This window comes from Microbacterium mangrovi, from assembly GCF_000802305.1.
In the GTDB taxonomy this organism is placed as follows: Bacteria; Actinomycetota; Actinomycetes; order Actinomycetales; family Microbacteriaceae; genus Microbacterium; species Microbacterium mangrovi.
On sequence record NZ_JTDK01000010.1, the window covers coordinates 41952 to 66745 of the forward strand.

19 protein-coding genes, 1 tRNA gene and 1 other RNA gene are annotated in these 24794 nt (G+C 71.1%); 13 read left to right on the plus strand and 8 right to left on the minus strand.

From position 1 onward, the window contains the following. Positions 1-100: 100 nt before the first annotated feature. The 4 genes from LK09_RS10950 (at position 101) to rnpB (ending at position 3096) form a co-directional block, all read left to right on the plus strand. Positions 101-173, plus strand: a tRNA-Val gene (locus LK09_RS10950). 34 nt (positions 174-207) lie between these two features. Then, positions 208-939 carry a zinc ribbon domain-containing protein gene (locus LK09_RS10955; protein ID WP_039399220.1) on the plus strand — a complete coding sequence of 244 codons (732 nt, stop codon included), beginning with the start codon at positions 208-210 and terminating at the stop codon, positions 937-939. Positions 940-955: 16 nt separating this feature from the next. After that, positions 956-2701, plus strand: coding sequence for a bifunctional 3'-5' exonuclease/DNA polymerase (locus LK09_RS10960; protein ID WP_082008203.1), 1746 nt, complete (start codon positions 956-958; stop codon positions 2699-2701). Positions 2702-2731: 30 nt separating this feature from the next. Continuing rightward, positions 2732-3096, plus strand: an RNA gene (rnpB, locus tag LK09_RS20775) — RNase P RNA component class A. Positions 3097-3135: 39 nt separating this feature from the next. On the opposite strand, the gene ppgK is transcribed toward rnpB, so the two are convergent. Next, positions 3136-3897 (minus strand): polyphosphate--glucose phosphotransferase, encoded by a 762-nt coding sequence (ppgK, locus tag LK09_RS10965; protein WP_039399221.1) that lies wholly within the window; start codon positions 3895-3897, stop codon positions 3136-3138. 95 nt (positions 3898-3992) lie between these two features. Between ppgK and LK09_RS21475 the strand changes: the two genes are divergently transcribed. Genes LK09_RS21475 through LK09_RS10980 form a run of 3 tightly spaced genes read left to right on the plus strand, consistent with a single transcriptional unit; the run spans position 3993 to position 8538 of the window. Then, the gene (locus tag LK09_RS21475) at positions 3993-4169 is read left to right on the plus strand and encodes a hypothetical protein (protein ID WP_039399224.1); all 177 of its coding nucleotides are present in this window, start codon (positions 3993-3995) and stop codon (positions 4167-4169) included. Positions 4170-4199: 30 nt separating this feature from the next. Then, on the plus strand, positions 4200-5537 hold the full coding sequence (gene glnA, locus LK09_RS10975; RefSeq protein ID WP_039399226.1) for a type I glutamate--ammonia ligase: 1338 nt from the start codon (positions 4200-4202) through the stop codon (positions 5535-5537). A 7-nt stretch (positions 5538-5544) separates the two neighbouring features. Then, positions 5545-8538, plus strand: coding sequence for a bifunctional [glutamine synthetase] adenylyltransferase/[glutamine synthetase]-adenylyl-L-tyrosine phosphorylase (locus LK09_RS10980; protein WP_039399228.1), 2994 nt, complete (start codon positions 5545-5547; stop codon positions 8536-8538). 8 nt (positions 8539-8546) lie between these two features. Here the strand turns inward: LK09_RS10980 and LK09_RS10985 are convergent, their stop codons facing one another. Next, on the minus strand, positions 8547-9407 hold the full coding sequence (locus LK09_RS10985; protein WP_039399230.1) for a MurR/RpiR family transcriptional regulator: 861 nt from the start codon (positions 9405-9407) through the stop codon (positions 8547-8549). 5 nt (positions 9408-9412) lie between these two features. Then, positions 9413-10231, minus strand: a complete 819-nt coding sequence (locus LK09_RS10990; protein ID WP_052226676.1) for a class II glutamine amidotransferase — start codon at positions 10229-10231, stop codon at positions 9413-9415. Between the two features lie 127 nt (positions 10232-10358). On the opposite strand from LK09_RS10990, the gene LK09_RS10995 reads away from it, so the two are divergent. The 4 genes from LK09_RS10995 to LK09_RS11010 are packed head-to-tail and all read left to right on the plus strand — an operon-like array spanning position 10359 to position 15783. After that, positions 10359-11711, plus strand: coding sequence for a type I glutamate--ammonia ligase (locus LK09_RS10995; protein WP_039399232.1), 1353 nt, complete (start codon positions 10359-10361; stop codon positions 11709-11711). Between the two features lie 37 nt (positions 11712-11748). Continuing rightward, entirely contained in the window at positions 11749-13299 is a 1551-nt protein-coding gene (locus LK09_RS11000) for an APC family permease (protein ID WP_052226677.1), read from the plus strand. After that, positions 13296-14624, plus strand: coding sequence for an aspartate aminotransferase family protein (locus LK09_RS11005; RefSeq protein ID WP_039399234.1), 1329 nt, complete (start codon positions 13296-13298; stop codon positions 14622-14624). The genes LK09_RS11000 and LK09_RS11005 overlap by 4 nt, the downstream gene beginning before the upstream one ends. Further along, a complete protein-coding gene (locus LK09_RS11010; RefSeq protein ID WP_039399236.1) occupies positions 14611-15783 on the plus strand; it encodes an amidohydrolase family protein in 1173 nt (390 codons plus the stop codon). Before LK09_RS11005 ends, LK09_RS11010 begins: the two co-directional genes overlap by 14 nt. Before the next feature lie 60 nt (positions 15784-15843). On the opposite strand, the gene glnA (LK09_RS11015) is transcribed toward LK09_RS11010, so the two are convergent. Continuing rightward, positions 15844-17268: a type I glutamate--ammonia ligase gene (gene glnA, locus LK09_RS11015; protein ID WP_039399238.1), complete on the minus strand. Its 1425-nt coding sequence runs from the start codon at positions 17266-17268 to the stop codon at positions 15844-15846. Between the two features lie 128 nt (positions 17269-17396). On the opposite strand from glnA (LK09_RS11015), the gene LK09_RS11020 reads away from it, so the two are divergent. Beyond that, positions 17397-17795 carry an RDD family protein gene (locus tag LK09_RS11020; RefSeq protein ID WP_039399240.1) on the plus strand — a complete coding sequence of 133 codons (399 nt, stop codon included), beginning with the start codon at positions 17397-17399 and terminating at the stop codon, positions 17793-17795. 59 nt (positions 17796-17854) lie between these two features. On the opposite strand, the gene LK09_RS11025 is transcribed toward LK09_RS11020, so the two are convergent. Continuing rightward, entirely contained in the window at positions 17855-18565 is a 711-nt protein-coding gene (locus tag LK09_RS11025) for a DUF4191 family protein (protein ID WP_039399243.1), read from the minus strand. A gap of 112 nt (positions 18566-18677) precedes the next feature. Between LK09_RS11025 and LK09_RS11030 the strand changes: the two genes are divergently transcribed. Then, positions 18678-20057, plus strand: coding sequence for a hypothetical protein (locus LK09_RS11030; protein ID WP_039399244.1), 1380 nt, complete (start codon positions 18678-18680; stop codon positions 20055-20057). Positions 20058-20069: 12 nt separating this feature from the next. On the opposite strand, the gene sucB is transcribed toward LK09_RS11030, so the two are convergent. The 3 genes from sucB to LK09_RS11045 all read right to left on the minus strand — a co-directional run bounded on the left by sucB (position 20070) and on the right by LK09_RS11045 (position 24753). Further along, the gene (sucB, locus tag LK09_RS11035; protein ID WP_039399246.1) at positions 20070-21824 is read right to left on the minus strand and encodes a 2-oxoglutarate dehydrogenase, E2 component, dihydrolipoamide succinyltransferase; all 1755 of its coding nucleotides are present in this window, start codon (positions 21822-21824) and stop codon (positions 20070-20072) included. A gap of 74 nt (positions 21825-21898) precedes the next feature. Next, positions 21899-23272 carry a dihydrolipoyl dehydrogenase gene (gene lpdA / locus LK09_RS11040; RefSeq protein WP_039399248.1) on the minus strand — a complete coding sequence of 458 codons (1374 nt, stop codon included), beginning with the start codon at positions 23270-23272 and terminating at the stop codon, positions 21899-21901. Further along, positions 23272-24753, minus strand: coding sequence for a leucyl aminopeptidase (locus LK09_RS11045; protein WP_039399250.1), 1482 nt, complete (start codon positions 24751-24753; stop codon positions 23272-23274). Before LK09_RS11045 ends, lpdA begins: the two co-directional genes overlap by 1 nt. Between the last annotated feature and the right edge of the window lie 41 nt (positions 24754-24794).

The following is a 24794-nucleotide window of genomic DNA, read 5'->3' on the forward strand; positions in this document are numbered from 1 at the left end:
ACGCGCGTCTGATCGCCGGTCGCGCGTGCCCTGACGAGGATGGTGCGTCCGCCGGGGTCGCGTCGATCCGGCCGCCGGCTCTCTCGTAGACTGGCGGAACGGGCCTTTAGCTCAGCTGGTAGAGCACCTGGTTTACACCCAGGGGGTCGTCGGTTCGAACCCGGCAGGGCCCACGATTTGTCGAGAATCTACAGTGACGGAGTCCTCGTGAACGCGACACCGACCGACCAGCGTCGACTGCTGGACCTCGCCGAGATCGACACGCGGCGGCGGCAGGCCGACCACGCGCGGAAGAACCCGGCGCAGGCGGCTCGCGTCCAGGAACTGCTGGGGCGCCGGCAGGAGCTCAGCCGGGAGCTCGGTGCCCGCCAGGGGGTGCGCGACGACCTGCGACTGGAGCTGTCGCGCATCGAGTCCGACGTCGCCGTCGTCGACGCGCGTCGCGCCCGGGACGAGGAGCGGCTGCGCACCGTGACCAGCCCCAAGGACGCCCAGGGGCTGGAGAGCGAACTCGGTGCGCTCGCCCGCCGCAAGAGCGACCTCGAGGACGCGGAGCTGGAGGTCATGGAGCGCCTGGAGGGGGCGGAGGCATCCGTCGTCGAGCAGGAGCAGCTGATCGCCGAGGTCAACGCCGAGGGGGCGGCTCTGTCGGCGGCCGGCAAGGCGGCGGTCGCCGAGGCCACCGCCGCGTACGACGCGGCCGAGCGGGACCGGGCCGCGATCGCGGACTCCGTCCCGGCCGAGCTCATCGCCCTGTACGACCGCGCCGCCCAGCGCGGCGTGGGCGCGGCACTCCTTCGTCGCCAGACGTGCGAGGGATGCCGCATGGTGCTGTCGGGGACCGATCTGCACGCCATCACGACGGCGGCCAGGGACGCGGTCGTGACCTGCCCGGAGTGCGGATGCATCCTGGTCCGCACGGAGGAATCCGGACTGTGAACCGCGCGCCCCGCGCATGAGCGGACCGGGCGAGACCGCCTGGTTCGTCGTCGGCGACGACAACGCCGGGATCGCCGTCGTGGCGTGCGATGCGGCCGGCCGCGAGCTCGGCCGCGAGCACGTCGAACCCGCGCAGTGGCCGGACGCCGTGCGCCGTCGTGCCGCGGGCCCGGACTCCCGGGCGCGCTGGGTGTGGAGCGACACCCCGCGCTGGCACGAGCCGCTCGTCGCCGCGGGCATCGCGGTCGCGCGCAGTCATGACCTGCGCCTGTGCCACGCGATCCTGCGCGACACCGAGCTGATCAACGGGGAACCGGAACTGCGCACCCACCGGGAATGGGATGCCGCGCCCGTCGTCGAGGTCGCCGCGGTCCCCGCGGTCCCCGCCCTTTTCGACTGGGACGGAGGCATCGTGACCCCCGGCATCCCGCACGGGGTCGACGATGCGCTCGCCGAGTTCGCGCGCCAGCGGGCCGCGATCGACTCGTCCGCCGAGGCCGGCCGGCTCCGGCTGCTGTGCGCCGCGGAATCCGCCGGTGCCCTCATCGCGGTCGAGCTGCGCGCCGCGGGTCTGCCCTGGGACGTCGAGGAGCACGAGCGTCTGCTCGTCGAGCAGCTGGGAGCGCGGCCGCTCGCCGGCGGACGCCCGGAGCGGATGACGCAGCTGGCTGACGACATCCGCGACGCACTCGGCGATCCGAAGGCGAATCCCGACTCGCCGCCGCAGCTGCTGCGGTCCCTGCACCGCGTCGGCCTCGCCGTCGAGTCCACCAGTCGATGGGAGCTGCGCGAGCTCGAGCATCCGGTGATCGAACCCCTCCTGACCTACAAGAAGCTCGCCCGGCTGTACTCCGCGAACGGGTGGGCGTGGCTGGCGGAGTGGGTGCACGACCGGCGGTTCCGGCCGGTCTACGTGCCCGCCGGCGTGGTCACCGGTCGCTGGGCGTCCTCCGGCGGCGGGGCGCTGCAGATCCCGCGGATGCTGCGCCGCGCGGTCCGCGCCGACCCGGGCTGGCTGTTCGTGACGGCCGACGTCGCGCAGCTGGAGCCCCGGGTCCTGGCGGCGATGGCCGGCGACCTGGCGCTCGCCGACGCCGCGCGCGGCGGCGACCTGTACGCCGGGATCGTGGATGCCGGCGCCGTCGGCACGCGCGCGGAAGCGAAGGTCGCGCTGCTCGGGGCGATGTACGGCGCGACCACCGGTGACAGCGGGCGGCTGCTGCCGGGCCTGCGCCGCGCCTATCCGCGCGCCATGCGCCTGGTCGACGATGCGGCGCGCACGGGGGAGCGCGGTGGTGTCGTGCATACGTGGCTCGGCCGCACCGCCCCGCCGCCCGGAGGCCGCTGGCACGCCGTGCGGGCCGCGGCCGCCGAGCCCGATGCCTCCCGCGCCGACGTCGACCGCGCGCGCCGCCAGGCCGCGGACCGCGGCCGCTTCACCCGCAACTTCGTCGTGCAGGGCACGGCGGCGGAGTGGGCGCTCGCCTGGCTCGGGGATCTTCGGGCGCGGCTGGCGGCCTTCCCGCCCGTCCCCGAGTCCGAGCCGGCGGCCGAGGCATCCGGAGTCCGGTTCGCACGCGTGCCGCACCTCGCGTTCTTCCTGCACGACGAACTGATCGTGCACACCCCGGCCGCGTCTGCGCCGAAGGTCGCCGCAGCGGTGCAGGATGCCGCGGACGCCGCCGCCCGGCTGCTGTTCGGCACGTTCCCGCTCGACTTCCGGCTCGACGTGAAGATCGGGGAGACCGCGGAGAAGGAGTGACCCAAGCGCCGCCTAGAATGGGAGCGCGAATGGGTCGGCCGGACGGTCGCGTCGCACGCGGTTCGCCGCATGCGCCGAGGAACGTCCGGGCTCCACAGGGCAGGGCGGTGGGTAACACCCACCCGGAGTGATCCGCGAGACAGTGCCACAGAGAGCAGACCGCCGGCGTGAGCCGGTAAGGGTGAAAGGGCGGTGTAAGAGACCACCGGGATGCTGGTGACAGCATCCGCACGGCAAACCTCGCCCGGAGCAAGGCCAGACAGGGGATGATGACGCGGCCCGCCGAGTCCCCGGGTAGGCCGCTGGAACGGCACGGCAACGTGTCGTCGAGAGAGATGACCGTCGAAGGGGCGCACGCCCCGGAACAGAACCCGGCGTACAGGCCGGCCCATTCGCCCTCCGCCTGCCGCCGGACTCCGTCGGTCCTGGCGGGTTCAGTCCGCGGCCAGCGCGGCCGCTCCGATGATCCCCGCGTTGTTGCGGTGCACGGCCGGCACGATGGGGGTGTTCAGCGTCAGCAGCGGCAGGAAGTTCTCGCTGTGCTTGGACACGCCGCCGCCGACGACGAACAGGTCCGGGCTGAACAGGAACTCGATGTGGCTGTAGTACCACTGCAGCCGCTTCGCCCATCGCTCCCAGGTCAGCGAGTGGCGCTCCATCGCCGAGTACGCCGCGTACGCCTCGGCATCCTTGCCGTGCTTGGCACGCTGCACGTGGCCGAGCTCGGAGTTGGGGACCAGCACACCGTCGTAGATCATCGCCGACCCGATGCCGGTGCCGAGGGTCGTGAGGATCGTCAGGCCCTGCTGGTCCTTCGCCGCGCCGAACCGGACCTCGGCGATGCCGGCGACGTCCGCGTCGTTGGCGAAGTGGATGCCGCGCCCGAGTCCCTGCTCGAAGAAGTCCTCCGCCTCGAAGCCGATCCACTCGTCCGACACGTTCGCAGCCGACAGCGTGCGACCGCGCTTGATGATGGCCGGAAACGCGACGCCCAGGGGGATCTTGTCGTCGGCGACCTCGAGCATCCGCAGGACCTCCTCGACGGCGGCCAGCACGTCGTGCGGCTTCGCGCCGGGAGGGGTCGCGACCTTCGCGCGCGAGCTGATCAGGGTGCCGCTGGCCACATCGACGACCCCGGCTTTGATGCCCGTGCCCCCGATGTCGACGCCGACGGCGCGGACGGCGTTCTCAGTCATGCGCCCAGCGTATCCAAGTGGTTCGCGTGTGACGTGGCACCCGCCCGGGCTCACTAGGATCGCTGTCACGGGGCAGACGCCCAGGAGGAGGAACCATGGACGACGAGAAGTACTGGTACAACCTCAAGACCGGTGAGGTCGAGCATGGGCTGGTCACGCCCGCACCGGACCGCGCCGGCCCGTTCGACACGGCCGAAGAGGCCGCCCGGGCGCCCGAGATCATTCGTGAGCGGTCCCGCAAGTGGGCCGAGGAGGACGCCGCGGACCAGTAGATTCGTACTGGCGGCGGTGAAGGGGACCGAATGGACAAGCAGCGGGATTTCGTGCTTCGGACGATCGAGGAACGGGGCGTGAAGTTCGTGCGTCTGTGGTTCACGGACGTGGTGGGCACACTCAAGTCGGTCGCGATCGCGCCCGCGGAGGTCGAGGGGGCGTTCGCCGAGGGCCTCGGCTTCGACGGCTCCGCGATCGAGGGGCTCACGCGCACCTACGAGTCGGACCTGCTCGCCCACCCGGATCCCTCGACGTTCCAGGTCCTTCCGTGGCGCGGCGACGTGGATGCCACGGCCCGCATGTTCTGCGACATCACGACGCCCGACGGCCAGCCGGCGGTCGCTGATCCGCGCCACGTGCTGCGGCGCACGCTCGCGAAGGCGGCCGATGCGGGATTCACGTTCTATACGCATCCCGAGATCGAGTTCTACCTGCTGAAGTCGTCCACGTTCGGCCCGGACGGCCCGGAGCCGGTCGATTCGGCCGGCTACTTCGACAACGTCCCCGGCGGCACCGCCCATGACTTCCGTCGCCGTTCGGTGCGGATGCTGGAGGATCTCGGCATCTCGGTCGAGTACAGCCACCACGAGGGCGGTCCCGGCCAGAACGAGATCGACCTGCGGTATGCGGACGCCCTGGCGACCGCCGACAACATCATGACCTTCCGCACCGTCGTGAAGGAGGTGGCGATCGAGCAGGGCGTCTATGCGACTTTCATGCCGAAGCCGCTGAGCGGCCGCCCCGGAAGCGGCATGCACACGCACATGTCCCTGTTCGAGGGCGACGTGAACGCGTTCTTCGAGGAGGGGGCGCAGTACCAGCTCTCGAAGGTGGGCCGTCAGTTCATCGCGGGTCTCCTGCGCCACGCCAACGAGATCGCCGCGGTCACCAACCAGTTCGTCAACTCCTACAAGCGGCTGTGGGGCGGCGACGAAGCGCCGAGCTTCATCTGCTGGGGCCACAACAACCGCTCGGCGCTCATCCGCGTTCCCATGTACAAGCCGAACAAGGGCCAGTCCAGCCGCGTCGAGTACCGCGCCCTGGACTCGGCCGCGAACCCCTACCTGGCCTATGCGCTGCTGCTCGCAGCCGGCCTCAAGGGGATCGAGGAGGGCTACGAGCTCCCGCCGGAGGCCGAGGACAACGTGTGGTCGCTGAGCGACACCGAACGCCGGGCCCTGGGATACGCGCCCCTTCCGGCGAGCCTCGACCACGCCCTGGAGTACATGGAGGACTCGGAGCTTGTCGCCGAGACGCTGGGCGAGCAGGTCTTCAACTACGTGCTGGCCAACAAGCGGCGCGAGTGGGAGGAGTACCGCTCCCAGGTGACGCCGTTCGAGCTGAAGCGCAACCTCGAGATGCTCTGAGCGAGCCATGCCCGCCGGAGACCGTTCATCGACGCTGACCGGGCTCGCCCGGGCCGGGTTCTCGGACCTGGGGGAGGCGGAGGCGCACCTCGCCGAACTCGCCGAGTCGACCGGCATCCCCTCGGCGGAGCTCGTCGCCGGAGCGTCGTGGGCCGCAGCCCCCGATGCCGCGGTGGCGTCCCTGGTGCGGGTCGCCCGTCGCGATCCGGCGCCCGTCGCGGAGGTCCTCGCGAACGAGCACGGCGCCCGGGCCGTGTGGTCCCTCGTCGGGGCATCCGACGGGTTTGGAAGCTTCTACCTTCGCCATCCGTCCGAACTCGTCGATCTGCGCGTTCCCCGGGCGGGGCTGCCCACCGCCGAGGAACTCGTCGCCGAGCTGCGCGAGAGCGTGGGCGCGGAGAACGGATTCGCCTCGTTCGCCGGAGAAGAGGCCTGGGTCGCGCTCCGGGTGCGGTACCGCCGGATGCTCGCCCGGATCGCCGTCTTCGATCTCCTGTCGCCGGACCCCGTCGAGGTCCTGCCGGCGGTCGCCGCCGCGCTGGCGGATGCCGCGGCCGCGGCGCTGGAGGCATCCCTGTGCGTGGCGCGCACGAAACTGTCCGTGCGCGGTCCGGGCGGCCTCTTCAGCCGGGAGGAGATCGAGGCGACGCGGCTGGCGATCATCGGCATGGGAAAGGCCGGGGCGCGCGAGCTGAACTACGTCAGCGACGTCGACGTCGTGTTCGTCTGCGAGGGCGTGGACGGATCCGACCTCGGCCCGAGCCGGGTGATCGACATCGCGACGCGCCTCGCCGTCCAGACCATGCGCGGCATCAGCGGCGCCGAGATCGAGCCGCCGCTGTGGGAGGTGGACGCGAACCTGCGCCCCGAGGGCAAGCAGGGCGCCCTCGTGCGCACGCTCGACTCGTACCTCTCCTACTACGACCGCTGGGCGCACGGCTGGGAGTTCCAGGCTCTCCTGAAGGCACGGCCGATGGCGGGCGATGCCGCCCTCGGCCGCGAGTACGTCACGGCCGTGCAGCCGAAGGTGTGGACCAGCGCCGCGCGGGAGAACTTCGTCGACAACGTCCAGCGGATGCGCGAACGCGTGACCGCGAACATCCCGGCGGGGGAGCTCGGCGACCAGCTGAAGCTCGGTCCCGGGGGACTGCGGGACGTGGAGTTCACCGTCCAGCTGCTCCAGCTCGTGCACGGCCTCAGCGACGAGGGCATCCGCCAGCGCAGCACCCTCGACGCGCTGGACGCCCTCGTCACCGCCGGTTACATCGGACGCGCGGATGCCGCGACGTTCGGGCATGACTACCGGGTCATGCGCGTGCTCGAACACCGCCTCCAGCTGCGCGCTCTGCTGCGCACCCACCTCATGCCGACCGATGCCGACGCGCTGCGTGTCCTGGCGCGGGCGAGCGGACTCGCCGAGAGCGGCCCGGCGGTGCGGAGCCTCTGGGAGCAGATCAAGCGCGAGGTGCGCGACATCCACGTCCGCCTCTTCTACCGGCCGCTGCTGTCCGCCGTGGCCGCCCTCCCCGAAGCGGAGCGCAGCCTCTCGACCTCCGAGGCGCATGACCGGCTGGCCGCGATCGGGTTCACGGACCCCGCCGGCGCGCTCCGGCACATCGCCGCGCTGACGAGTGGACTCAGCCGCACCGCGACCATCCAGCGGCACCTGATGCCGGTGATGATCAGCTGGTTCTCGGAGGGCGCCGACCCCGACATGGGACTCCTCGCGTTCCGGCGCATCGCGGAGCGGCTCGGCAGCACGCCGTGGTTCCTGCGGATGCTGCGCGACTCCTCCACGGCCGCGCACAGCCTCACGCAGGTGCTGAGCTGCTCCAAGTACATCGGCGACCTCATGGAGTGGATCCCGGAGGCGGCGGGCTGGCTGGACGACCCCGAACAGCTCCGCCCGCGTGCCGGCACCGCGCTGCAGACCGAGGCCCGCGCCATCCAGGATCGCCACGCGACCGTCAAGGACGCCATGAAGTCGGTGCGTTCACTGCGCCGTCGGGAGCTCCTGCGGACGGCCATCGCGGCAGTGCTCGGGGCGATCGACATCCACCAGGTCGCGGCCGCGCTCACGACCATCACCGAGGTGACGATCCAGGCGATGCTGCGAGCGGTCCGTCGGGAGATCGTGCCGCCCGAGGACGACAGCCTCGAGTTCGCGATCATCGCGATGGGACGCTTCGGCGGCGCCGAGCTCGGGTTCGGCTCGGATGCCGACATCCTGTACGTGTACCGGCCCGGTGACGTGGATCCCGAGCGCGCGAACGACCTTTCGCGCAAGATCGTGGCGGCGCTGCGCCAGCACTCCGAGGACCACCGCGCCCCCCTCGACCTCGACGCCGACCTGCGGCCGGAAGGCCGCAACGGGCCGCTCGTGCGATCGCTGGACGCCTACCGCGAGTACTACAGCCGGTGGTCGCTGTCGTGGGAGGCACAGGCGCTGCTTCGCGCGCGCGGCGTGGCCGGCACCACGCGGCTCGTCACCGACTTCCGGGCGCTCGCCGACGAGGTGCGCTACCCGGCTGCGATCGATCTCGCCGGCATCCGCGAGATCAAACGCATCAAGGCGCGGGTGGAGAACGAGCGACTCCCGCAGGGGACCGCACCGGAGCGCCACCTGAAGCTCGGACCGGGGGCCCTCAGCGACGTCGAGTGGCTGGTGCAGCTGCTGCAGCTGGAGCACGCCCACGCGGTGTCCGCGTTCCGCACGACCTCGACCCTCGAGGCGCTGGATGCCGCCGTGGATGCCGGCTACGTCGGTCAGGCCGCGGCGGACCGACTGCGCGCCGCGTGGCTGCTCGCGAGCCGCCTCCGCTCGGCGAACACCCTGCTGTCGGGGCAGACCAGTGACGTCCTGCCGGCCGACCGGCGGCGCCTGGACGGCATCGGGCAGCTCCTCGAGTACCCGCCGCGGTCGGCGAGCCGCGTCGAGGAGGACTGGATGGGCACCACGCGCCGCGCGCGCCGCGTGTTCGAGAAGCTCTTCTACGGCTGACCGCCGAGTCAGGGCAGCAGCTCGTCCTCGCGCATCCGCTCCCACAGGGCGAGCCGGGTGAGGGCCGATTCGCCGAGCCGCTCGAGCACGAGATGGTGCAGCTGTTCGTTCAGCAGAAAGGCGGCAGCGTCGCTCTGGAACGCGTGCTCGGTCGCGGTCGGGACGTTCAGCACGACGTCGGCGTGCGGCGCGGTCGGGCACTCGAGGCTGTCCGTCACGAGGAGCACGGCGGCGCCGCGCTTCTTCGCCGACTGGGCAAGCTGGGCCGCGCTACGCTGATACCGGTGGAAGTCGTAGAGCACGAGGACGTCGCGGCGGGACATGTCGATCACCGTGCCGAGGTCGTGCCCGCCCGGATCGCTGAACATGCGCACGCCCGGCCGCAGCTGCTGCAGGGGAGTGCCCAGGTGGAAGGCGGCGAGGTAGGTGAAGCGTCCGCCGGTGAGCAGGATGCGCCGGCTCGTGTCGGCCAGCAACGCGATCGCGGCCTCGTAGGAGGCATCCGGAATCCGGCCCAGTGATGCCACGGTGCGCTCGGCCTGGGCCGCGGCATCCCGCACGATCACTTCTCGCGGCGTGCCGGCGCCCGCCGGCGCGCCGAGACGGACCAGCGGCCCGGAGGACCTCCGAGTCAGTTCGTCGCGCAACGCGCGCTGGAACTCCGTGAAGCCGCTGAAGCCGAGACCCTGCGCGAATCGGAGCACGGTCGGCGGGCTGACTCCGGCGCGCGCGGCGAGGTCGGCGATCGTCGAGAGACCGGCGCTCGGGTAGTCGTCGAGAAGGACCCGGCCGACCTGGCGTCCTGCTCGTCCCAGCGTCGGCAGGGAGGCCGCGACGATGTCGTGCAGGGAGTCGGCGCCGTCATCCATGCGGCTCAGTCTGTCACGCTCGCGCCCGCCGGGACGGCCAGCGAGACCGTCTCCGTCGCGCGGTCATCGAGCCGCACCGTGGTGACCGACTCGGCCGGGAGCGTCTCCCAGCCGTCGCCGCCCACGCCCGTCGAGCTGACCTGGACGGTGCCGTCGGGGGTGTGCTTCCAGCGGAGGGCGAAGTAGTCCTCGTTGTGGTCGTCGGGAAGGCCGCCGAGCTGTGTGATCTCGGCGATGTCGTCGTCAGGCAGGATGCTGCGTGCGCTCGCGTGGACCACCACCATCTGCTCGCGATCGAGCAGGATCGCGTTGAGGCTGGCGAGGGGGAAGGCCTCACGCAGCCGCCGGGCCACGCGGACGGTCGCCTCGGGCAGCGATGATCCGGCCGCCTGCTCTTCGAGGATCAGGGTGAAGTACATCTCGCTGTCCGTGTCGCCGGTCATCCGCGCGGCAGCATCCGGCGACAGCATCGCGCGGACCCGCTCGATGGGCTTGAGCGAGCCGTTGTGCTCGAACGACGTGTCGCCGACGCGGAACGGATGGGCGTTGCGGAGCTCGACCGGCAGCCCGAGCGTCGCCCACCGCAAGTGGAGCATCGCGGCGTGTCCGGGTGTCGCGATCGTCGCGCGGAACCCCGGATCGGCCGCCGCCGAGAGCGGCGACTTGTGCAGAGCCGGGGCATCGCCCGGTCGCGGGATGCCCGACCATCCCCATCCGTCGCCGTGCAGGCGGGCGAGCGAGAGGAAGGTCTCGATGCCGGCATCGCCGAGTTCACGCTCAGTCGTGGACGTGCCGGGAGAGACATACGCGAACAGGCGACACACGGGGGACCTCCGCTCCGAAAGCTGATGACACAAACATAACATGTTGTCTAAATGCGTGACAATGTAACGTGCATGCCGCATGATGGAATTCGCACGACGAAGTGACCCACCCGACGAAGGGACGGCCGTGGACGCAACCGCTCACGACGAAGACGACGCCTCAGACCTCGACGCACTCGCGCGCTCTCTCGCCGAGGCGGGCGTCGACCTGCTGGTCGGAACCGCTCTGGACTACGCGGGAGTGACCCGCAGCAAGGCGGTGCCGGTACGCAGGCTGCGCAGCTTCGTCACCTCGGGCATGGGCGCCTCGCCGTCGTGGGTGGTCTTCTGCGCCGACAACGGCATCGCTTTCACGAGCGGCATCGGCGTCTCCGGCGACCTTCGGCTCCGACTCGACCCGTCGCGCCTGCGGGCGATCGGGGACGCAATGGCCTGGGCGCCGACCGACTACTGCGAGCAGGACGGCACCCGGTCGGCGCTCTGTGCGCGCGGCCGGCTCGCCGAGCTCGAAGACCGAGCCGCCTCGGCGGGCCTCACCGCGCTGATGGGCGCGGAACTGGAGTTCGCACTCGTCGGTGCCGACGGTGCTCCCCTCGCCGGCCACTCGTGGGCGGCGTACGGCATGCGATCGGTGGTCGCCCGACGCGACTTCCTCACCGACCTCACCCGCACCCTCGAGGACGCGGGCGTCGGGGCCGAGCAGATCCACGCCGAATACGGCACCGACCAGTTCGAGGTCTCGCTGGCCCCTCTGCCGCCGGTCGAGATGGCGGACACCGCGATCCTGACGCGGATTCTCATCGGGCTCGTCGCGGCGCGCCACGACCTCGCCGTCTCGTTCTCGCCGCTGCCGTTCGTCGGCGGCTCCGGCAACGGAATGCACCTGCACCTGTCCCTCGCCCGAGACGGCGACAACGTCTTCGCCGGCGGCGACGGCCCGCACGGGATCACCCGCGCGGGCGGGAGCGCGATCGGCGGTGTGCTGGCCGGTCTCTCCGACCTCCTCGCCGTCTATGCCGGATCGGTCGTCTCGTCGCTTCGGCTGACTCCGGGCTCGTGGTCGGGCGCAGCCGTGTGCTGGGGGCTCGAGAACCGTGAGGCCGCGCTGCGGTTCCTTGCCGCAACCCCCGGAAACCCGCACGGAGCGAACCTCGAGCTGAAGATCGTCGATCCGAGCGCCAACCTGTACCTCGCCGCCGCCGCCTTCCTCGGCAGCGCCCTCGACGGCATCGAACGAGCCCTCCCGCTGCCGGACGAGGTGATCGGCAACCCCGCCGAGTCCGTCGAGTCCGCACGCCTTCGCCTCGACGCGGAGCCCTCGGGGGCTCTCGATCGGCTCGAGGCATCCCCCCTCGCGGCGCGGCTGTTCGGGGCCAGCATCGTCGAGGGAGCGGTCGCGGTCCGCCGCCACGAACTCGCCGCCTTCGCGGGCGCCGATGCGGAGACCATCACCGCCGCGCTCCGTCTGGCCTGGAGCTGACGCCCCGCCATCCATCCCCGCACGTGAGGAGACGTGAATGACCACCGCCAAGACACCGGAGTCTCCGGCATCCGTTCGCGACGCAGCGCCGCGTCGCAAACTCCCGCTCTGGGCCGCCCTCGCGCTGTCCCTCGCCACCGTCGGCCCCACCCTCGCGATGTCCGGCAACGGACAGGGGCTCGTCGGAATCGTCGGAAAGTCCGTTCCGCTCGTGTTCGTCATCGGCGCGATCGGGGTCGCTCTCGTCGGCTACGGGTTCATGCGTCTCACGCGGCACCTGAACCATGCGGGGTCCGCCTACGGACTGATCGGCGGAACGATCGGCCCGCGCACCGGCTTCTTCTCGGGCTTCGCCATGCTCGGCGCGTACGTCGGATTCTCGATCGGAACGCTCGCCCTCACCGCCGCGTTCGTGAACGCCCTGATCGCGGCCTTCCAGCCCGGCGTCGCGCACCCCTTCCAGCTGCCGTGGCCGCTCGTCATGATCGTCGGGGCCGCCGTCTCCTTCCTGCTCGCCGGCCGCGACGTGGCGGTCATCGCGAAGGTGCTCCTCGTCATCGAGGGAGTCGGCATCCTCGCCATGATCGTGCTCGTGATCGCGATCTTCGGACACGGCGGCGCGCCGAGCACGGGCTTCGATCTGTCCACCTTCAGCTTCACCGGCGTCAACGTGAGCCAGGTGCTCGCGGGGGTCGTGGCAGCCTTCCTGTCCTGGGCGGGCTTCGAAGCGTGCGCGTCGCTCGGCGAGGAGACGAACGACCCGAAGCGGAACATCCCGCGCGCGCTGTTCGGCACGCTCCTCATCACCGGCGTGCTGTTCGTGGTGGTCATGTTCGCGGAGACGATCGGCTTCGGAACCGACGCGAGCGGCCTCAAGGCGTTCGGGACGTCCGGCAACACGCTCGGGGATCTCGGTTCCGCCTACATCGGTCCCTGGTTCGGCGTGATCGCCGTCTTCACCGCGACCTGCGCGGCGTTCGGCTCGCACATGGCGACCGTCGCCACCGCGAGCCGCATGATCTACGCATTCGCCCGGGACGGATTCGGCCCCCGCTCGCTCGGCGTGCTGCACTCCAAAGGCGGCGGTCCACGGCGCGCGGCCTGGCTCGTGCTCGGCGTCGTCGTGGTCGCGCTGCTGGTGTGTGCGGCGACCGGATGGCCCGTCATGGGCACCGGGAACGCCGCGATCGACGCGTACTTCTACTTCGCCGTCGCCGGCACGGTCTGCCTGATGGTCGCCTACCTGATGGTGGAGATCGCGGCGGTCTACTTCGTCAACCACCGGCGATTCCGCGTCGTGCACGGCGGGCGCGGACGGATGCTCGGCACGGTGCTGCCCACCCTGGGCGCCGTGGTGATCGTGATCGTCATCTGGTTCAACGTCAAGGACTCGACCGACCCGTTCGCCGACGGGCTCGTCGGTCTGTACTGGTGCGGGGCGGGCCTCGTCATCGCGCTCGCCGCCTCCCGCATCGCCAAGCGCGTGGGGGAGTCGCTGGCCCGGGAGCTGGAGATGCCCGGCCTGGGCAAGGAGCTGGATCCGCGCCACGACGGCGACTGGGCGGCATCCCCCTCGGAGGACCGATGACGAGCGCACTCTCGTCCCGGGATGCCGCCGCGATCGCCGGCGTCGAAAAGCTCCGGTTCTTCCCCCTCGAGGTGGTCTCCGGTCACGGGGCGATTCTCGTGGCCCCGGACGGCCGGGAACTGATCGATCTGTCCGCCACCTGGACCGCCATGGGACTCGGGCACGGCCATCCCGCCGTCGTCGAGGCCGTGACGCGCGCGGTGCGGACCTCGCCGGGCGGCGGGGCCCTGTCGGCGATCCATCCGGATGCGGTCGGACTCGCGGAGGATCTGCTTGCGATCGTTCCCGGGGCGGGCGACCGGCGCGTGTATCTCGGTCACGCCGGATCCGACGCCAACGACGTCGTGATCCGCTCCTGCCGCCACGCGACGGGACGCCGCACGGTGGTGGCGTTCGAGCACGGCTACCACGGCGGCCTGGGCCACGCCATGGGCGTGTCCGGCCAGCAGATCGACGCGGGTCACGCGCCGGATCCCGACGTTGTTCTCGTGCCGTATCCGAATCCGTTCCGACCGGGACCGCTCGGAATCGCCGCCGACGTCGACAGCTCGCTCCAGGCGATCCGGAACGCCCTCGCGACGCACCGGGTGGCCTGCCTCCTCATCGAGCCGATCCTCTCCGACGGCGGCTTCGTGGTTCCGCCGAGCGGCTTCCTCCGGCAGGTCCACGACGTATGCCGGAAGTTCGGTGTGCCGCTCGTGTGCGACGAGGTGAAGATGGGGCTCGCCCGGCCGGGCACCCTGCACGCGTTCGAGCACGACCGGATCGTTCCCGATGTCGTCACCTTCGGCAAGGCGCTCGGCGGCGGCGTCCCGCTCTCAGCCGCCGTCGGACCCGCCGACATCCTCGACCGTCCGGCAGGATCGGCCCTGCTCACGATGGCCGGAAACCCCGTCTCGACGGCAGCCGGACGGGCTGTCCTGCGCACGATCGAGCAGGACGGACTCGTGGAGCGCGCCGTGTGGGCCGGGAATCGGCTGCGCGCGGGCCTCGAAGCCCTTGCGGCGGGCCGGGGAGTCGATGGCGGACGGTCCGCCGAGCGGATCGGCGACGTGCGCGGGCGCGGCCTCGCCATCGGCGTGGAGCTCGTCGCGCCGGACGGCGCGGAACCGGATCCGGTCCTCGCGCGCCGTGTCGTCTACCGCGCCTGGCAGCTGGGCGTGGTCGTCTACTATGTCGGCGGAAACGTGCTGGAGATCACGCCGCCGTTGATCATCGACGCGGCGGAGATCGATCGCGCCGTGGAGATCCTGGACCGCGCGATCAGCGACGCCGTCGCGGGAGCCGTGAGTGATGAGGAGGTCGGCGCGTATGCCGGTTGGTGAATTCGACGTGCTGGACGGGCTGGACAGCATTCCCGGCCGGCTGGCGGAGGCGGCGGCGACACTGCGACTGGTCGACCATCACGTGCACGGATGCTTCGTCGACCCGATCGACCGGGGCGCTTTCGAGGAGTCCTTCAACGAGGCGTCGACCGATCCGATCCCGCCGTTCATGACGCAGTTCGACTCGCAGCCCGGGTTCGCCTTCCGCCGCTGGTGCGCGCCCCTGCTCGGCGTCGAACGGCATGCGCCGGCGGATGACTACTGGGCGGCGCGTGCGTCGCTCGCGCCCGCCGACCTCGACCGCCGGCTGCTGCCGCCGGCCGCGGTCGACCACTGGATCATGGACACCGGCTTCAGCCTGCGACCGATCACGACCCCGGTCGAGATGGCGGCGGAATCCGGGGGACGCACGAGCGAGATCGTCCGCCTCGAACTCCTCGCCGAGGAGCTGCTGGCCGCCGGGATCGCGCCCGCGGAGTTCGCCGACGCGTTCCGCGCGCGGATCGCGGCCGCCGCCGGGGAAGCAGTCGGGTTCAAGACGATCGTCGCGTACCGCTCCGGGTTCGACATCGACTGGGCGCCGCCGGGCGACGCCGCGGTCGCGATCGCCTTCGCACACTGGGCGGCCGCCGAACAGGCGAAGCCGCGTCTTGCCGACCCCGTCCTCGAAGCCTTCGTGGTGCACACCGCGCTCGCGACCGGACGGCCGCTCCAGGTGCACGTCGGGTTCGGGGACCGCGACCTCGACCTGCACCGCACGAATCCGATGCTGCTGCTTCCGCTGCTTCGCCGGCCGGAGGCCGCGCGTGCGCCGATCATGCTGCTGCACTGCTATCCGTACCATCGCGAGGCCGGCTACCTCGCGCAGGCGTTCGACAACGTCTATTTCGATGTCGGACTGGGCGTCAACTACGTGGGTGCGCAGAGTCGGCAGGTCATCGCCGAATCGCTGGAGCTCGCTCCGTTCGCCAAGCAGCTCTATTCGTCCGATGCGTTCGGCCTCCCCGAACTCCATCTCGTCGGATCGGTGCTGTGGCGGCGCGGGATGGCCGCCGTCCTCGCCCGATGGGTCGCCGAGGGCGAATGGTCGGAGGCGGATGCCTGCCGGGTGCTGCAGATGATCGGCTCCGAGAACGCCCGCCGCGTGTACGGCGTCTGAGTTCTCCGAGAGCGACGAAGGCCCCCGGTCGGTGACCGGGGGCCTTCGTGACGGCGGGACTCAGACGCCGAAGTACAGCTCGTACTCGAACGGGTGCGGACGCTGGGCCAGCGGCTGGATCTCGTTCGTGATCTTGTAGTCGATCCAGGTGTCGATGAGCTCCTGCGTGAACACGCCGCCCTCGAGGAGGAAGGCGTGGTCCGCGGCGAGGGCGTCGAGCGAGTCCTGCAGGGAGTTCGGCACCTGCGGGATGTTCTTCGCCTCCTCGGGGGGCAGCTCGTAGAGGTCCTTGTCGACCGGCTCGTGCGGCTCGATGCGGTTCTTGATGCCGTCGATGCCGGCCATCAGCTGCGCCGCGAATGCGAGGTACGGGTTGCCCGAGGCATCCGGCGCACGGAACTCGATGCGCTTGGCCTTCGGGTTGGAGCCCGTGATCGGGATGCGGATGGCCGCCGAGCGGTTGCCGGCCGAGTAGACCAGGTTCACCGGTGCCTCGAAGCCCTTGACCAGACGGTGGTAGCTGTTCAGGGTCGGGTTGGTGAACGCGAGCACGGCCGGAGCGTGGGCGAGCAGGCCGCCGATGTACCAGCGCGCGACGTCACTGAGTCCGCCGTAGCCCTTCTCGTCGTAGAACAGCGGCTTGCCGTCGAGCCACAGCGACTGGTGGGTGTGCATGCCCGAGCCGTTGTCGCCGAAGAGGGGCTTCGGCATGAACGTCGCCGTCTTGCCCCACTGCTCCGCGGTGTTCTTGACGATGTACTTGAACTTCAGGATGTCGTCGGCCGCGTGCACCATCGTGTCGAAGCGGTAGTTGATCTCAGCCTGACCGCCGGTGCCCACCTCGTGGTGAGCGCGCTCCAGGATGAGGCCGGCGTCGATCAGCTTGAGGCTGATGTCGTCGCGCAGGTCGGCCTGCTTGTCGACCGGCGAGACGGGGAAGTAGCCGCCTTTGTACGGGGTCTTGTTGGCGAGGTTGCCGCCCTCTTCTTCGCGGCCGGTGTTCCAGGCGCCCTCTTCGGAGTCGACCGAGTAGAAGCTCGCGTTCTGGGTGACCGAGTAACGGACGTCGTCGAAGATGTAGAACTCGGCCTCGGGTGCGAAGAAGGCCGTGTCGGCGATGCCCGTCGACGCGAGGTACTTCTCGGCCTTGTGTGCGACCTGGCGGGGGTCCTTCGAGTAGATCTCGCCGTTGCGCGGGTTGTAGATGTCGAAGACCATGATCAGGGTCTTCGCCTCGCGGAACGGGTCGAGGTAGGCCGTGGAGACATCCGGGATGAGCTGCATGTCCGACTCGTGGATGTTCGCGAAACCGCGGATGGACGAGCCGTCGAACAGCTGCCCCACGGTGAAGAACTCTTCGTCGACCGTCGAGGCGGGGATGTTGAAGTGCTGCTGCACACCAGGAAGGTCCGTGAAACGGATGTCGAGGAACTTGACGTCCTCGTCCTTGATGAACTTCAGCACCTCGGAGGAATCTTTGAACATGGAGTCTCCAGATCGGGTGCGGTTCGGCTCTGCCCACGGCGGAGCAGGCCCGACCTTACCGACGCGGCATTGCCCGGCAGTATCTGTCGTGTTTCGGGCATGTTACACGGACGGCGTACGCTTGACCGGTGACACAGGACGCCACGAACAGCTTTCCCGGTGAACGTCTGGGTCTTCCCGAGACCGGACGAGGAAGCATCGCCCGACCGGGGCGCCGGATCGCGGCACTCGCGATCGACTGGGCGTGCGCGGTGCTGATCTCGGTCGCGTTCTTCCAGTACAACCAGTGGGCGACGCTCGAGGTGTTCGCACTGGTGCAGATCGTCTTCCTGCCCACCCTCGGCGGGAGCCCCGGGCATCGGATCATGGGGCTGCGGCTGATGCTCCTGCCGGGCGGCTGGGTCGGCGTGTGGCGTCCGATCGTGCGGACCGTCCTGCTGGTCCTCGTCATCCCGGCCGTCATCTGGGATCCCGACCAGCGCGGCCTGCACGACAAAGCCGTCGGCACCGTCCTCATCCGCGGCTGAGCGCGGACCGGGGTCCGCGCCGGCCGGTCGAGGGAGCCGACGGCTGAGCGTCGCGTCGCTTACCGCGGGCGCTGCGCCCGGGCGCGCATCGGGTCGATCCCCTTCGGGATCGGCAGCGACGCAAGCGACTGCGACACCGAGGCGAGGCGCTTGATGACCGCCGCCTCGGTCGACTTGTCGATCGCCTTGGGGAGCTTCTTGATGGTCTTGGAAAGGTCGGCGATCTTCACGTCGTCGGCCTCGTGCCCGACGTACAGCACGGTGACGGGCACGCCGGATGCGACGCGCTGCGCCTTGGAGCGCTCTTCGTTGACGAGCCGGGTGAGGCGTCCGCGGGCGCCCTCGCCGACGATCACGATGCCGCCGCGGCCGACCGCGCGGTACACGGCCTCACGGGTCTTGGGGTTGACGCCCACGGGGGAGTCGCTCGCCTGCCAGCTGCGGCCGAGGGACGTCGAGAGCACGTGGCCGGCAGCGCCGGGCATCCCGTCGATCTTTCGGTACATGGCCACCGACGACAGACGCGTCGTGGCCATGAGGGCACCGAGCACGCCGAGCAGCAGGCCGGTGATGCCCCACAGGATGATGCTCCACACGGCCACGGGAGGGATCGCGAACCCCACGCCGACGCCGGCGAGGATGCCGAGCACGATGATGCCGGCGATCATCCAGGGCAGCCACCCGAAGGCTTCCTTCGTGAAGGTGTAGAGCGTCCGGATCTGAGAGAAGAAGCCGGGACCCTTGTCGGCTGCGGAACTGCGGGATGCCATAGGTTCCATTCTACGTGGCCCGGGGCGCGCCGACGATCCGAGCCCTCGGAAGTTATCCACAGGGGGCGTTCCGAGGATGCGGGCGGGAGGCGGGCGACCGCACACTCGAAGCATGGACACCTCCGCCGCCACGCCCGTCGCCGTCGCCGCTCTTCCCGGTGCGCTCCCGCTGGCCGGGGCGCCTCGCCCGGTCCGGCGCCTCGCGCCGCCCGAGGTGCCCTGGCCCGGAAGCCTGGCGGCCCACGGAGACGAATCCTGCTTCCTCGTGGACGCCGCACTGCTTCGGGACTGGCCGGGCTGGGATGCCGATCCGGACAGCCACGTGCTCGGGCCGGCCGACCTCGTCCGCCGGGACGACGGGCACGATGTCGTCCTGCCGCTGTGCACGGAGCGTCTCGTGAGATTCCTGCAGAGGCGAACCGGTCGCGGCGCGCTGCTGAGCGCCGGTGAGGCGGTCACCGTGCTCGTCAGCATCCTCCGGGGCACCGCAGACGCGTTGGCGCGCTCACCGTTCGCCGCCGGTGAATGGTGGCTGACGGATGCCGGCAAACCGGTGTTCGTGCAGGGCGACGGCCCGGATGCGGCCATGGCGGCGGATGTCTGTCTCGCCGCTCTCGGCGGAGTCCTCCCCGAGACGCCACAGCTGCGGGAGCGGCTCGGTGCCGGCACGAACGGCGGGCAGGAGCAGGCGAGCGCGGACCTGGCCCACCCGCGCGCCCTCGCCGCGGCACTGCCGGAGATCGAGGCGGCCCTGTTCGCCCGCACTGCACCCGAACCGTTGGCGACGACCGATCTCGCGCCGGCGCGGGCGCGCGTCCTCGGCGCCGTGACCGAACGCGCGGACGACGTCCTCGCGCACACGGGCCGAGGGCGCTGGAACGCTCTTTCCGGTTTCGTCGACAGTGACCTGCGCGAGGTGCTTGCGGCCGGATGGGACGCGCTCCGTGAACGCGTGCGCCGGAGGACGCGCTCGCGCGCACGCGAGTCCGGTTCGCGGGCATCCCGTCGCCGAATGGTCCTGGTCGCCGGGCTCGCCGGTGCGGCGGTGATCGCCGTCGGGCTCCTCTGGCCGCACGGTGATCCGGGGAGCAAGGGTGGCGCGGCGCCGGGTCGTCCCGTCACATCGCCCCCGGCCACGGCCTCGGCGCCCGCACGGACCCCGACGACCGCGTCGCCCGCGTCGTCGACCGCGTCGACGTCGACGATCGCCACGCGGGTGCAGGCCATGCTCGCCGCGCGCATCGCCTGCGGGGACGACCGGGCGTGTCGCGGATCCTTCTCGGAGGATCCGGACCACGTGATTCCTCCCGGGGCGATCGACCGAGCGGACCAGTCGGTCGAGCTGCTCGACGACTTCGGGGGCGCCGCCGTCCTGCGGGTGGCCAGCAGCGCGGCGACGGGCAGGGGGCGCAGTCAGCTGGTCGTCGTGGTCCGCACAGACAAGAAATGGCTGATCCGCGACGTCACAGACGCCGCGGATCAGCCAGGGTGAGGCAGTGCCGGGTCAGATGCCGAGATCCGCCTGGAAGTCGCCGGCCTCGAGACGGGTCTTGATCGCGCCCAGGAAGCGCGCCGCATCGGCACCGTCGATGATCCGGTGGTCGTACGACAGCGCCAGGTAGACGTAGGAGCGCACCGAGATGGCTTCCTTGCCGTCGACCGTCACGATCCCGGGCCGCTTGACGACGGTGCCGGTGCCCAGGATCGCCGACTGGGGCAGGAACACGACCGGGGTGTCGAACAGCGCGCCGCGCGACCCGGTGTTGGTCAGCGTGAACGTGCCGCCGCCGAGCTCGTCGGGCTTCAGCTTGTTGTCGCGCGTGCGGGCAGCGAGGTCGGCGATCTCGTGCGCGATCTGCGCGATGTTCTTCGAGCCCGCGTCGCGCAGGACCGGCGTGAGCAGGCCGCGCTCGGTGTCGACCGCGATCGAGATGTTCTCGGTCGCCGGGTAGACGATCTGGTCGCCGTCCACGGTCGCGTTCACGATCGGGAAGGCCTGCAGAGCCTCGGCGGCGGCGAGGGCGAAGAACGGCAGGAACGACAGCTTGTCGCCCGTCTTGGCGAGGAAGTCGTTCTTGGCACGGTCGCGGAACGACGCCACCTTGGTGACGTCCACCTCGACGACGGTCGTCAGCTGCGCGGTCTGCTGCATCGACGCGACCGCGCGCTCGGCGAGGATCTTGCGAAGACGCGACATCGGCTGCGTCGTTCCGCGCAGAGCGGAGACCTCGCGAGGAGCGCGTGCCGCGGCGGCCGGCGCTGCGGCAGCTGCGGCGGGGGCGGATGCCGCCTCGGCCGCCTTGAGGACGTCCTCCTTGCGGATGCGGCCGCCGACGCCGCTGCCGGTGACAGTGGTGAGGTCGATGCCGTTCTGCTGCGCGAGGCGGCGGACCAGCGGGGTGACGTAGGTCACGTCATCGGCGGGTGCCGGGGCCGACGGTGCCGGGGCGGACGGTGCGGGCGCGGCGGGTGCCGGCGCGGCGGGAGCAGCTGCAGCAGGAGCAGGAGCAGGAGCGGCCGGAGCCGCCGGAGCGGGGGCTGCCGGAGCTGCCGCAGTGGGCGCGGGAGCTGCCGGAGCGGGCGCGGCCGGGGCCTCGACCTCGGCCGCGGGCGCCGGGGCGGCGGGTGCGGCCGGAGCATCGCCGATGCGCGCGAGCGCGGCGCCGACGGCGACGGTCTCGTCTTCCTGGACGAGGATCGCCTGAAGGGTGCCCGCGACCGGCGAGGGGATCTCGGTGTCGACCTTGTCGGTGGAGATCTCCAGCAGGGGCTCGTCGATCGCGACGTCGTCGCCGACCTGCTTGAGCCAGCGGGTCACGGTTCCTTCGGTGACGCTCTCGCCGAGCTCGGGGAGGACGACCTCGGTGCCGCCGGAGGAAGCGGGGGCGGGGGCGGCGGGTGCCGACTCGGCCGGTGCGGCTGCGGCGGGCGCAGGCTGAGCAGCGGGTTCGGGTGCGGGGGCGGCCGGAGCCTCGGCCGGAGCGGCGGGCTCGGGCTCGGGAGCTGCAGCGGGCTCGGCGGCGCTGTCGCCGATCTTGGCCAGGACGGCACCGACCTCGACGGTCTCGTCTTCCTGCACCAGGATCTCCTGGATCACGCCGCTCACGGGGGAGGGGATCTCGGTGTCGACTTTGTCCGTCGAGATCTCGAGCAGACCTTCGTCCTCCTGAACCGTGTCTCCGACGTTCTTGAGCCAGCGGGTTACCGTTCCCTCGGTGACGCTTTCACCGAGAGCAGGCAGGACCACGGAAGTGCTCATGCGTATCTCTCCTTACGGATTGGCCGATGTGTTTCTAGCTTAGTGTCGTGCGAGGCCGCACAAAGTTGCACGGCCTACAAAGCGTGCAGGGGTTTGCCCGCGAGGGCGAGGAAGGCTTCGCCGAGCGCCTCGCTCTGCGTCGGGTGCGCGTGGACGAACGGTGCGATGTCCTCGGGATGCGCGCCCCAGCCGACCGCGAGCTGGCCCTCGGTGATCAGTTCGCCGACGCGGTCGCCGACCAGGTGGACGCCGACGACGGGACCGTCCTTGACCCGCACGACCTTCACGAGGCCGCCGGTGCCGATGATCTCGCTGCGTCCGTTGCCGGCGAGGTTGTATTCATACGCCGTGACCGCTTCCGCCCCATGCTCCTGGACGGCCTGCTGCTCGGTGAGGCCGACCGACGCCACCTCCGGGCTGCTGTACGCGACGCGCGGGATGTGCCGCTCGGGCACCGAGACCGGGGACAGTCCGGCGATCTGCTCGGCGACGAAGATCCCCTGCGCGAACCCGCGGTGGGCCAGCTGAAGGCCCGGGACGATGTCGCCGACCGCCCAGACGTGCGGCGCGGTGGTGCGCAGCAGCTCGTCCACGACGACGAATCCGCGATCGAGCGCGACGCCGGCATCCTCGAACCCGGCATCTGCCGTGGCGGGGCCTCGTCCGACGGCGACCAGCAGGATGTCGCCCTCGTAGGTCTTGCCGTCCTCGAGCGTGACGGTGACGCCCTGCTCGGTCTGCGCGGCCGACGCGAACCGGACGCCGAGCGACGAGGCGATCCCGCGCTTTCGGAAGGCCCGCTCCAGGGCCTTGCTGGAGGTCGGGTCCTCAGCGGGGAGCAGATGGTCGAGCGCCTCGATGACGGTGACCTCGGCGCCGAGCGACCGCCACGCGCTGGCGAACTCCACGCCGATCACGCCGCCTCCGAGCACGAGCGCGCGTGCGGGCACCTCGTCGAGCTCGAGGGCCTGCTCGCTCGTGATGATGCGTCCGCCGATCTCGAGGCCCGGAAGCGACCGGCTGTACGAGCCGGTGGCGAGGATGAGCTCGCCGCCGCGGTACTCGTCGTCGCCGACGACCACCGTGCGGTCGCCGGTCACGCGCCCGCGGCCGTCCACGACGGTGATGCCGCGCGCCTTGATGAGCCCCTGGAGTCCCTTGTACTTCTTCGCGACGATGCCCTCTCGATAGGCGCGCAGGGCGGGGCCGTCCACGCCGTCCAGCGCGGCCCGCAGGCCGACCTTGGCGGCATCGCGGGTGGCATCCGCGACCTCGCCGGCGTGCAGCAGAGCCTTCGTCGGGATGCAGCCGCGATGCAGACACGTCCCGCCGACCTTGTCCTGCTCGATGAGCGCGACGCTCTTGCCGAGCTCCGCGGATCGGAGGGCGGCGGCGTACCCGCCGCTGCCCCCGCCGAGGATGACGATGTCGAATTCGTGCGCGGCCATCAGGACTCCTTCGCCTCGGACTCGAGGAATGCGACGAGCGCCCGGACGGACGCGCCTGTCGCCCCCTTGTCGGTGAAGCCGTACGGGGCTCCCTTGTGCCAGCCGCTGCCGGCGATGTCCAGGTGCGCCCACGCGATGCGCGGCGCGTCGTCCTCCTCGCCGCGGCGCCCGACGAACCGCCGCAGGAACAGACCGGCGAACAGAGCCCCGCCCAGGGGGTCGCCGATCTTCGCGTTGACGAGATCCGCGATGGGGGAGTCGAGTTCGGACTCCATGTGCTCCGGCAGCGGCATCGGCCAGCCGAGCTCTCCGGTGACGTCGCTCGCGATCAGGTAGCGGGCGACGGTGTCGTCGTCGCCCATCACGCCGGTGTGGCGGGAACCGAGCGCGGTCATGATCGCTCCGGTGAGGGTGGCCACGTCGACGATGACGTCCGGGTTCTCGCGGCTCGCGGCCACGAGGCCGTCGGCGAGGACGAGGCGGCCCTCGGCATCCGTGTTGAGGACCTCGACGGTCTGGCCGTCGGCGATGCGCAGCACGTCACCGGGCCGGATCGCGCTTCCGGACGGCATGTTGTCGGCGATGCACATCCACGCGGTGACCCGCACCGGCAGCCGGAGGCGGGCGGCGGCCTGGATCACGGCGAGCACGCTGGCCGCGCCGCACATGTCGTCCTTCATCCCGACCATCGAGCCGGCGGGCTTCAGCGAGAGGCCACCGGTGTCGAACGTGATGCCCTTGCCCACGAGGGCGACGTGACGGGTCGCATCCGCCGGGGTGTACGAAAGCCGGACCAGACGCGGCGGGCGCGCCGAACCCTGGCCGACGCCGAGGATGCCGCCGAACCCGCCCTCGGCCAGAGCGGCCTCGTCGAGGATCTCGACCTCCACGGGGAGATCCGCGACGGCCTGCTGCGCGCGCTCGGCGAGGTCTGCCGGGCCCATCCATTCGGCGGGGATCGTCGTGAGGTCCTTGACGAGCGCGACAGCATCCGCCAGGGCCCGCGCACGTTCCAGGTCGTCGTCGTCGAGCTGTTCGCTGTGCAGGGTGACCAGTTCCGGGCCGCCCTTGCGCTCGCCCGACTTGTAGTCGTCGAAGCGGTACCCGCCGAGGGCGGCGCCCTCCGCGGCGGCCGCGGCATCCGCGGCGCCCGCACCCGGGATGCCGACGCGCACGTGGGCGCGGCCATTGATGGAGCGCACGGCCGCACCGACGGCGGTGCGCCAGGCCGCGGCATCCGGCTCCTTGCCGGTCCCCACGACGAAAAGAGGAGTCCGCGGCGCCCCGGGCGCGCCGACGCGCACGACCGTGCCCACGGCGCCGGTGAATTCGACGGCGGCCAGGCTGTCGGCCAGGCCCGGCCAATCCGAGAGTCCGGGGGAGTCCGCGTCGTCCTCCTGGGGCGGAAGCGCGAGGACCAGGGCATCGCAGTCGGTGGGGGCGAGGGGGGCGCTGCTTCGCGCGATCTCGGGGAACGGCATGATGGCCATTCTAAGGAGGAGGGCACAGGCACCGAGCGGGC

What these genes read in the sequence shown, in the direction of transcription:
- glnA (WP_039399238.1), bottom strand. Translation starts at nt 17,268, where the DNA reads ATGTTCAAAGATTCCTCCGAGGTGCTGAAGTTCATCAAGGACGAGGAC.
- LK09_RS11010 (WP_039399236.1), top strand. Translation starts at nt 14,611, where the DNA reads ATGCCGGTTGGTGAATTCGACGTGCTGGACGGGCTGGACAGCATTCCC.
- LK09_RS10985 (WP_039399230.1), bottom strand. Translation starts at nt 9,407, where the DNA reads ATGGATGACGGCGCCGACTCCCTGCACGACATCGTCGCGGCCTCCCTG.
- LK09_RS11005 (WP_039399234.1), top strand. Translation starts at nt 13,296, where the DNA reads ATGACGAGCGCACTCTCGTCCCGGGATGCCGCCGCGATCGCCGGCGTC.
- lpdA (WP_039399248.1), bottom strand. Translation starts at nt 23,272, where the DNA reads ATGGCCGCGCACGAATTCGACATCGTCATCCTCGGCGGGGGCAGCGGC.
- LK09_RS11025 (WP_039399243.1), bottom strand. Translation starts at nt 18,565, where the DNA reads ATGGCATCCCGCAGTTCCGCAGCCGACAAGGGTCCCGGCTTCTTCTCT.
- LK09_RS10980 (WP_039399228.1), top strand. Translation starts at nt 5,545, where the DNA reads ATGCCCGCCGGAGACCGTTCATCGACGCTGACCGGGCTCGCCCGGGCC.
- sucB (WP_039399246.1), bottom strand. Translation starts at nt 21,824, where the DNA reads ATGAGCACTTCCGTGGTCCTGCCTGCTCTCGGTGAAAGCGTCACCGAG.
- LK09_RS11045 (WP_039399250.1), bottom strand. Translation starts at nt 24,753, where the DNA reads ATGCCGTTCCCCGAGATCGCGCGAAGCAGCGCCCCCCTCGCCCCCACC.
- glnA (WP_039399226.1), top strand. Translation starts at nt 4,200, where the DNA reads ATGGACAAGCAGCGGGATTTCGTGCTTCGGACGATCGAGGAACGGGGC.
- LK09_RS11030 (WP_039399244.1), top strand. Translation starts at nt 18,678, where the DNA reads ATGGACACCTCCGCCGCCACGCCCGTCGCCGTCGCCGCTCTTCCCGGT.
- LK09_RS10960 (WP_082008203.1), top strand. Translation starts at nt 956, where the DNA reads ATGAGCGGACCGGGCGAGACCGCCTGGTTCGTCGTCGGCGACGACAAC.
- LK09_RS11000 (WP_052226677.1), top strand. Translation starts at nt 11,749, where the DNA reads ATGACCACCGCCAAGACACCGGAGTCTCCGGCATCCGTTCGCGACGCA.
- LK09_RS21475 (WP_039399224.1), top strand. Translation starts at nt 3,993, where the DNA reads ATGGACGACGAGAAGTACTGGTACAACCTCAAGACCGGTGAGGTCGAG.
- ppgK (WP_039399221.1), bottom strand. Translation starts at nt 3,897, where the DNA reads ATGACTGAGAACGCCGTCCGCGCCGTCGGCGTCGACATCGGGGGCACG.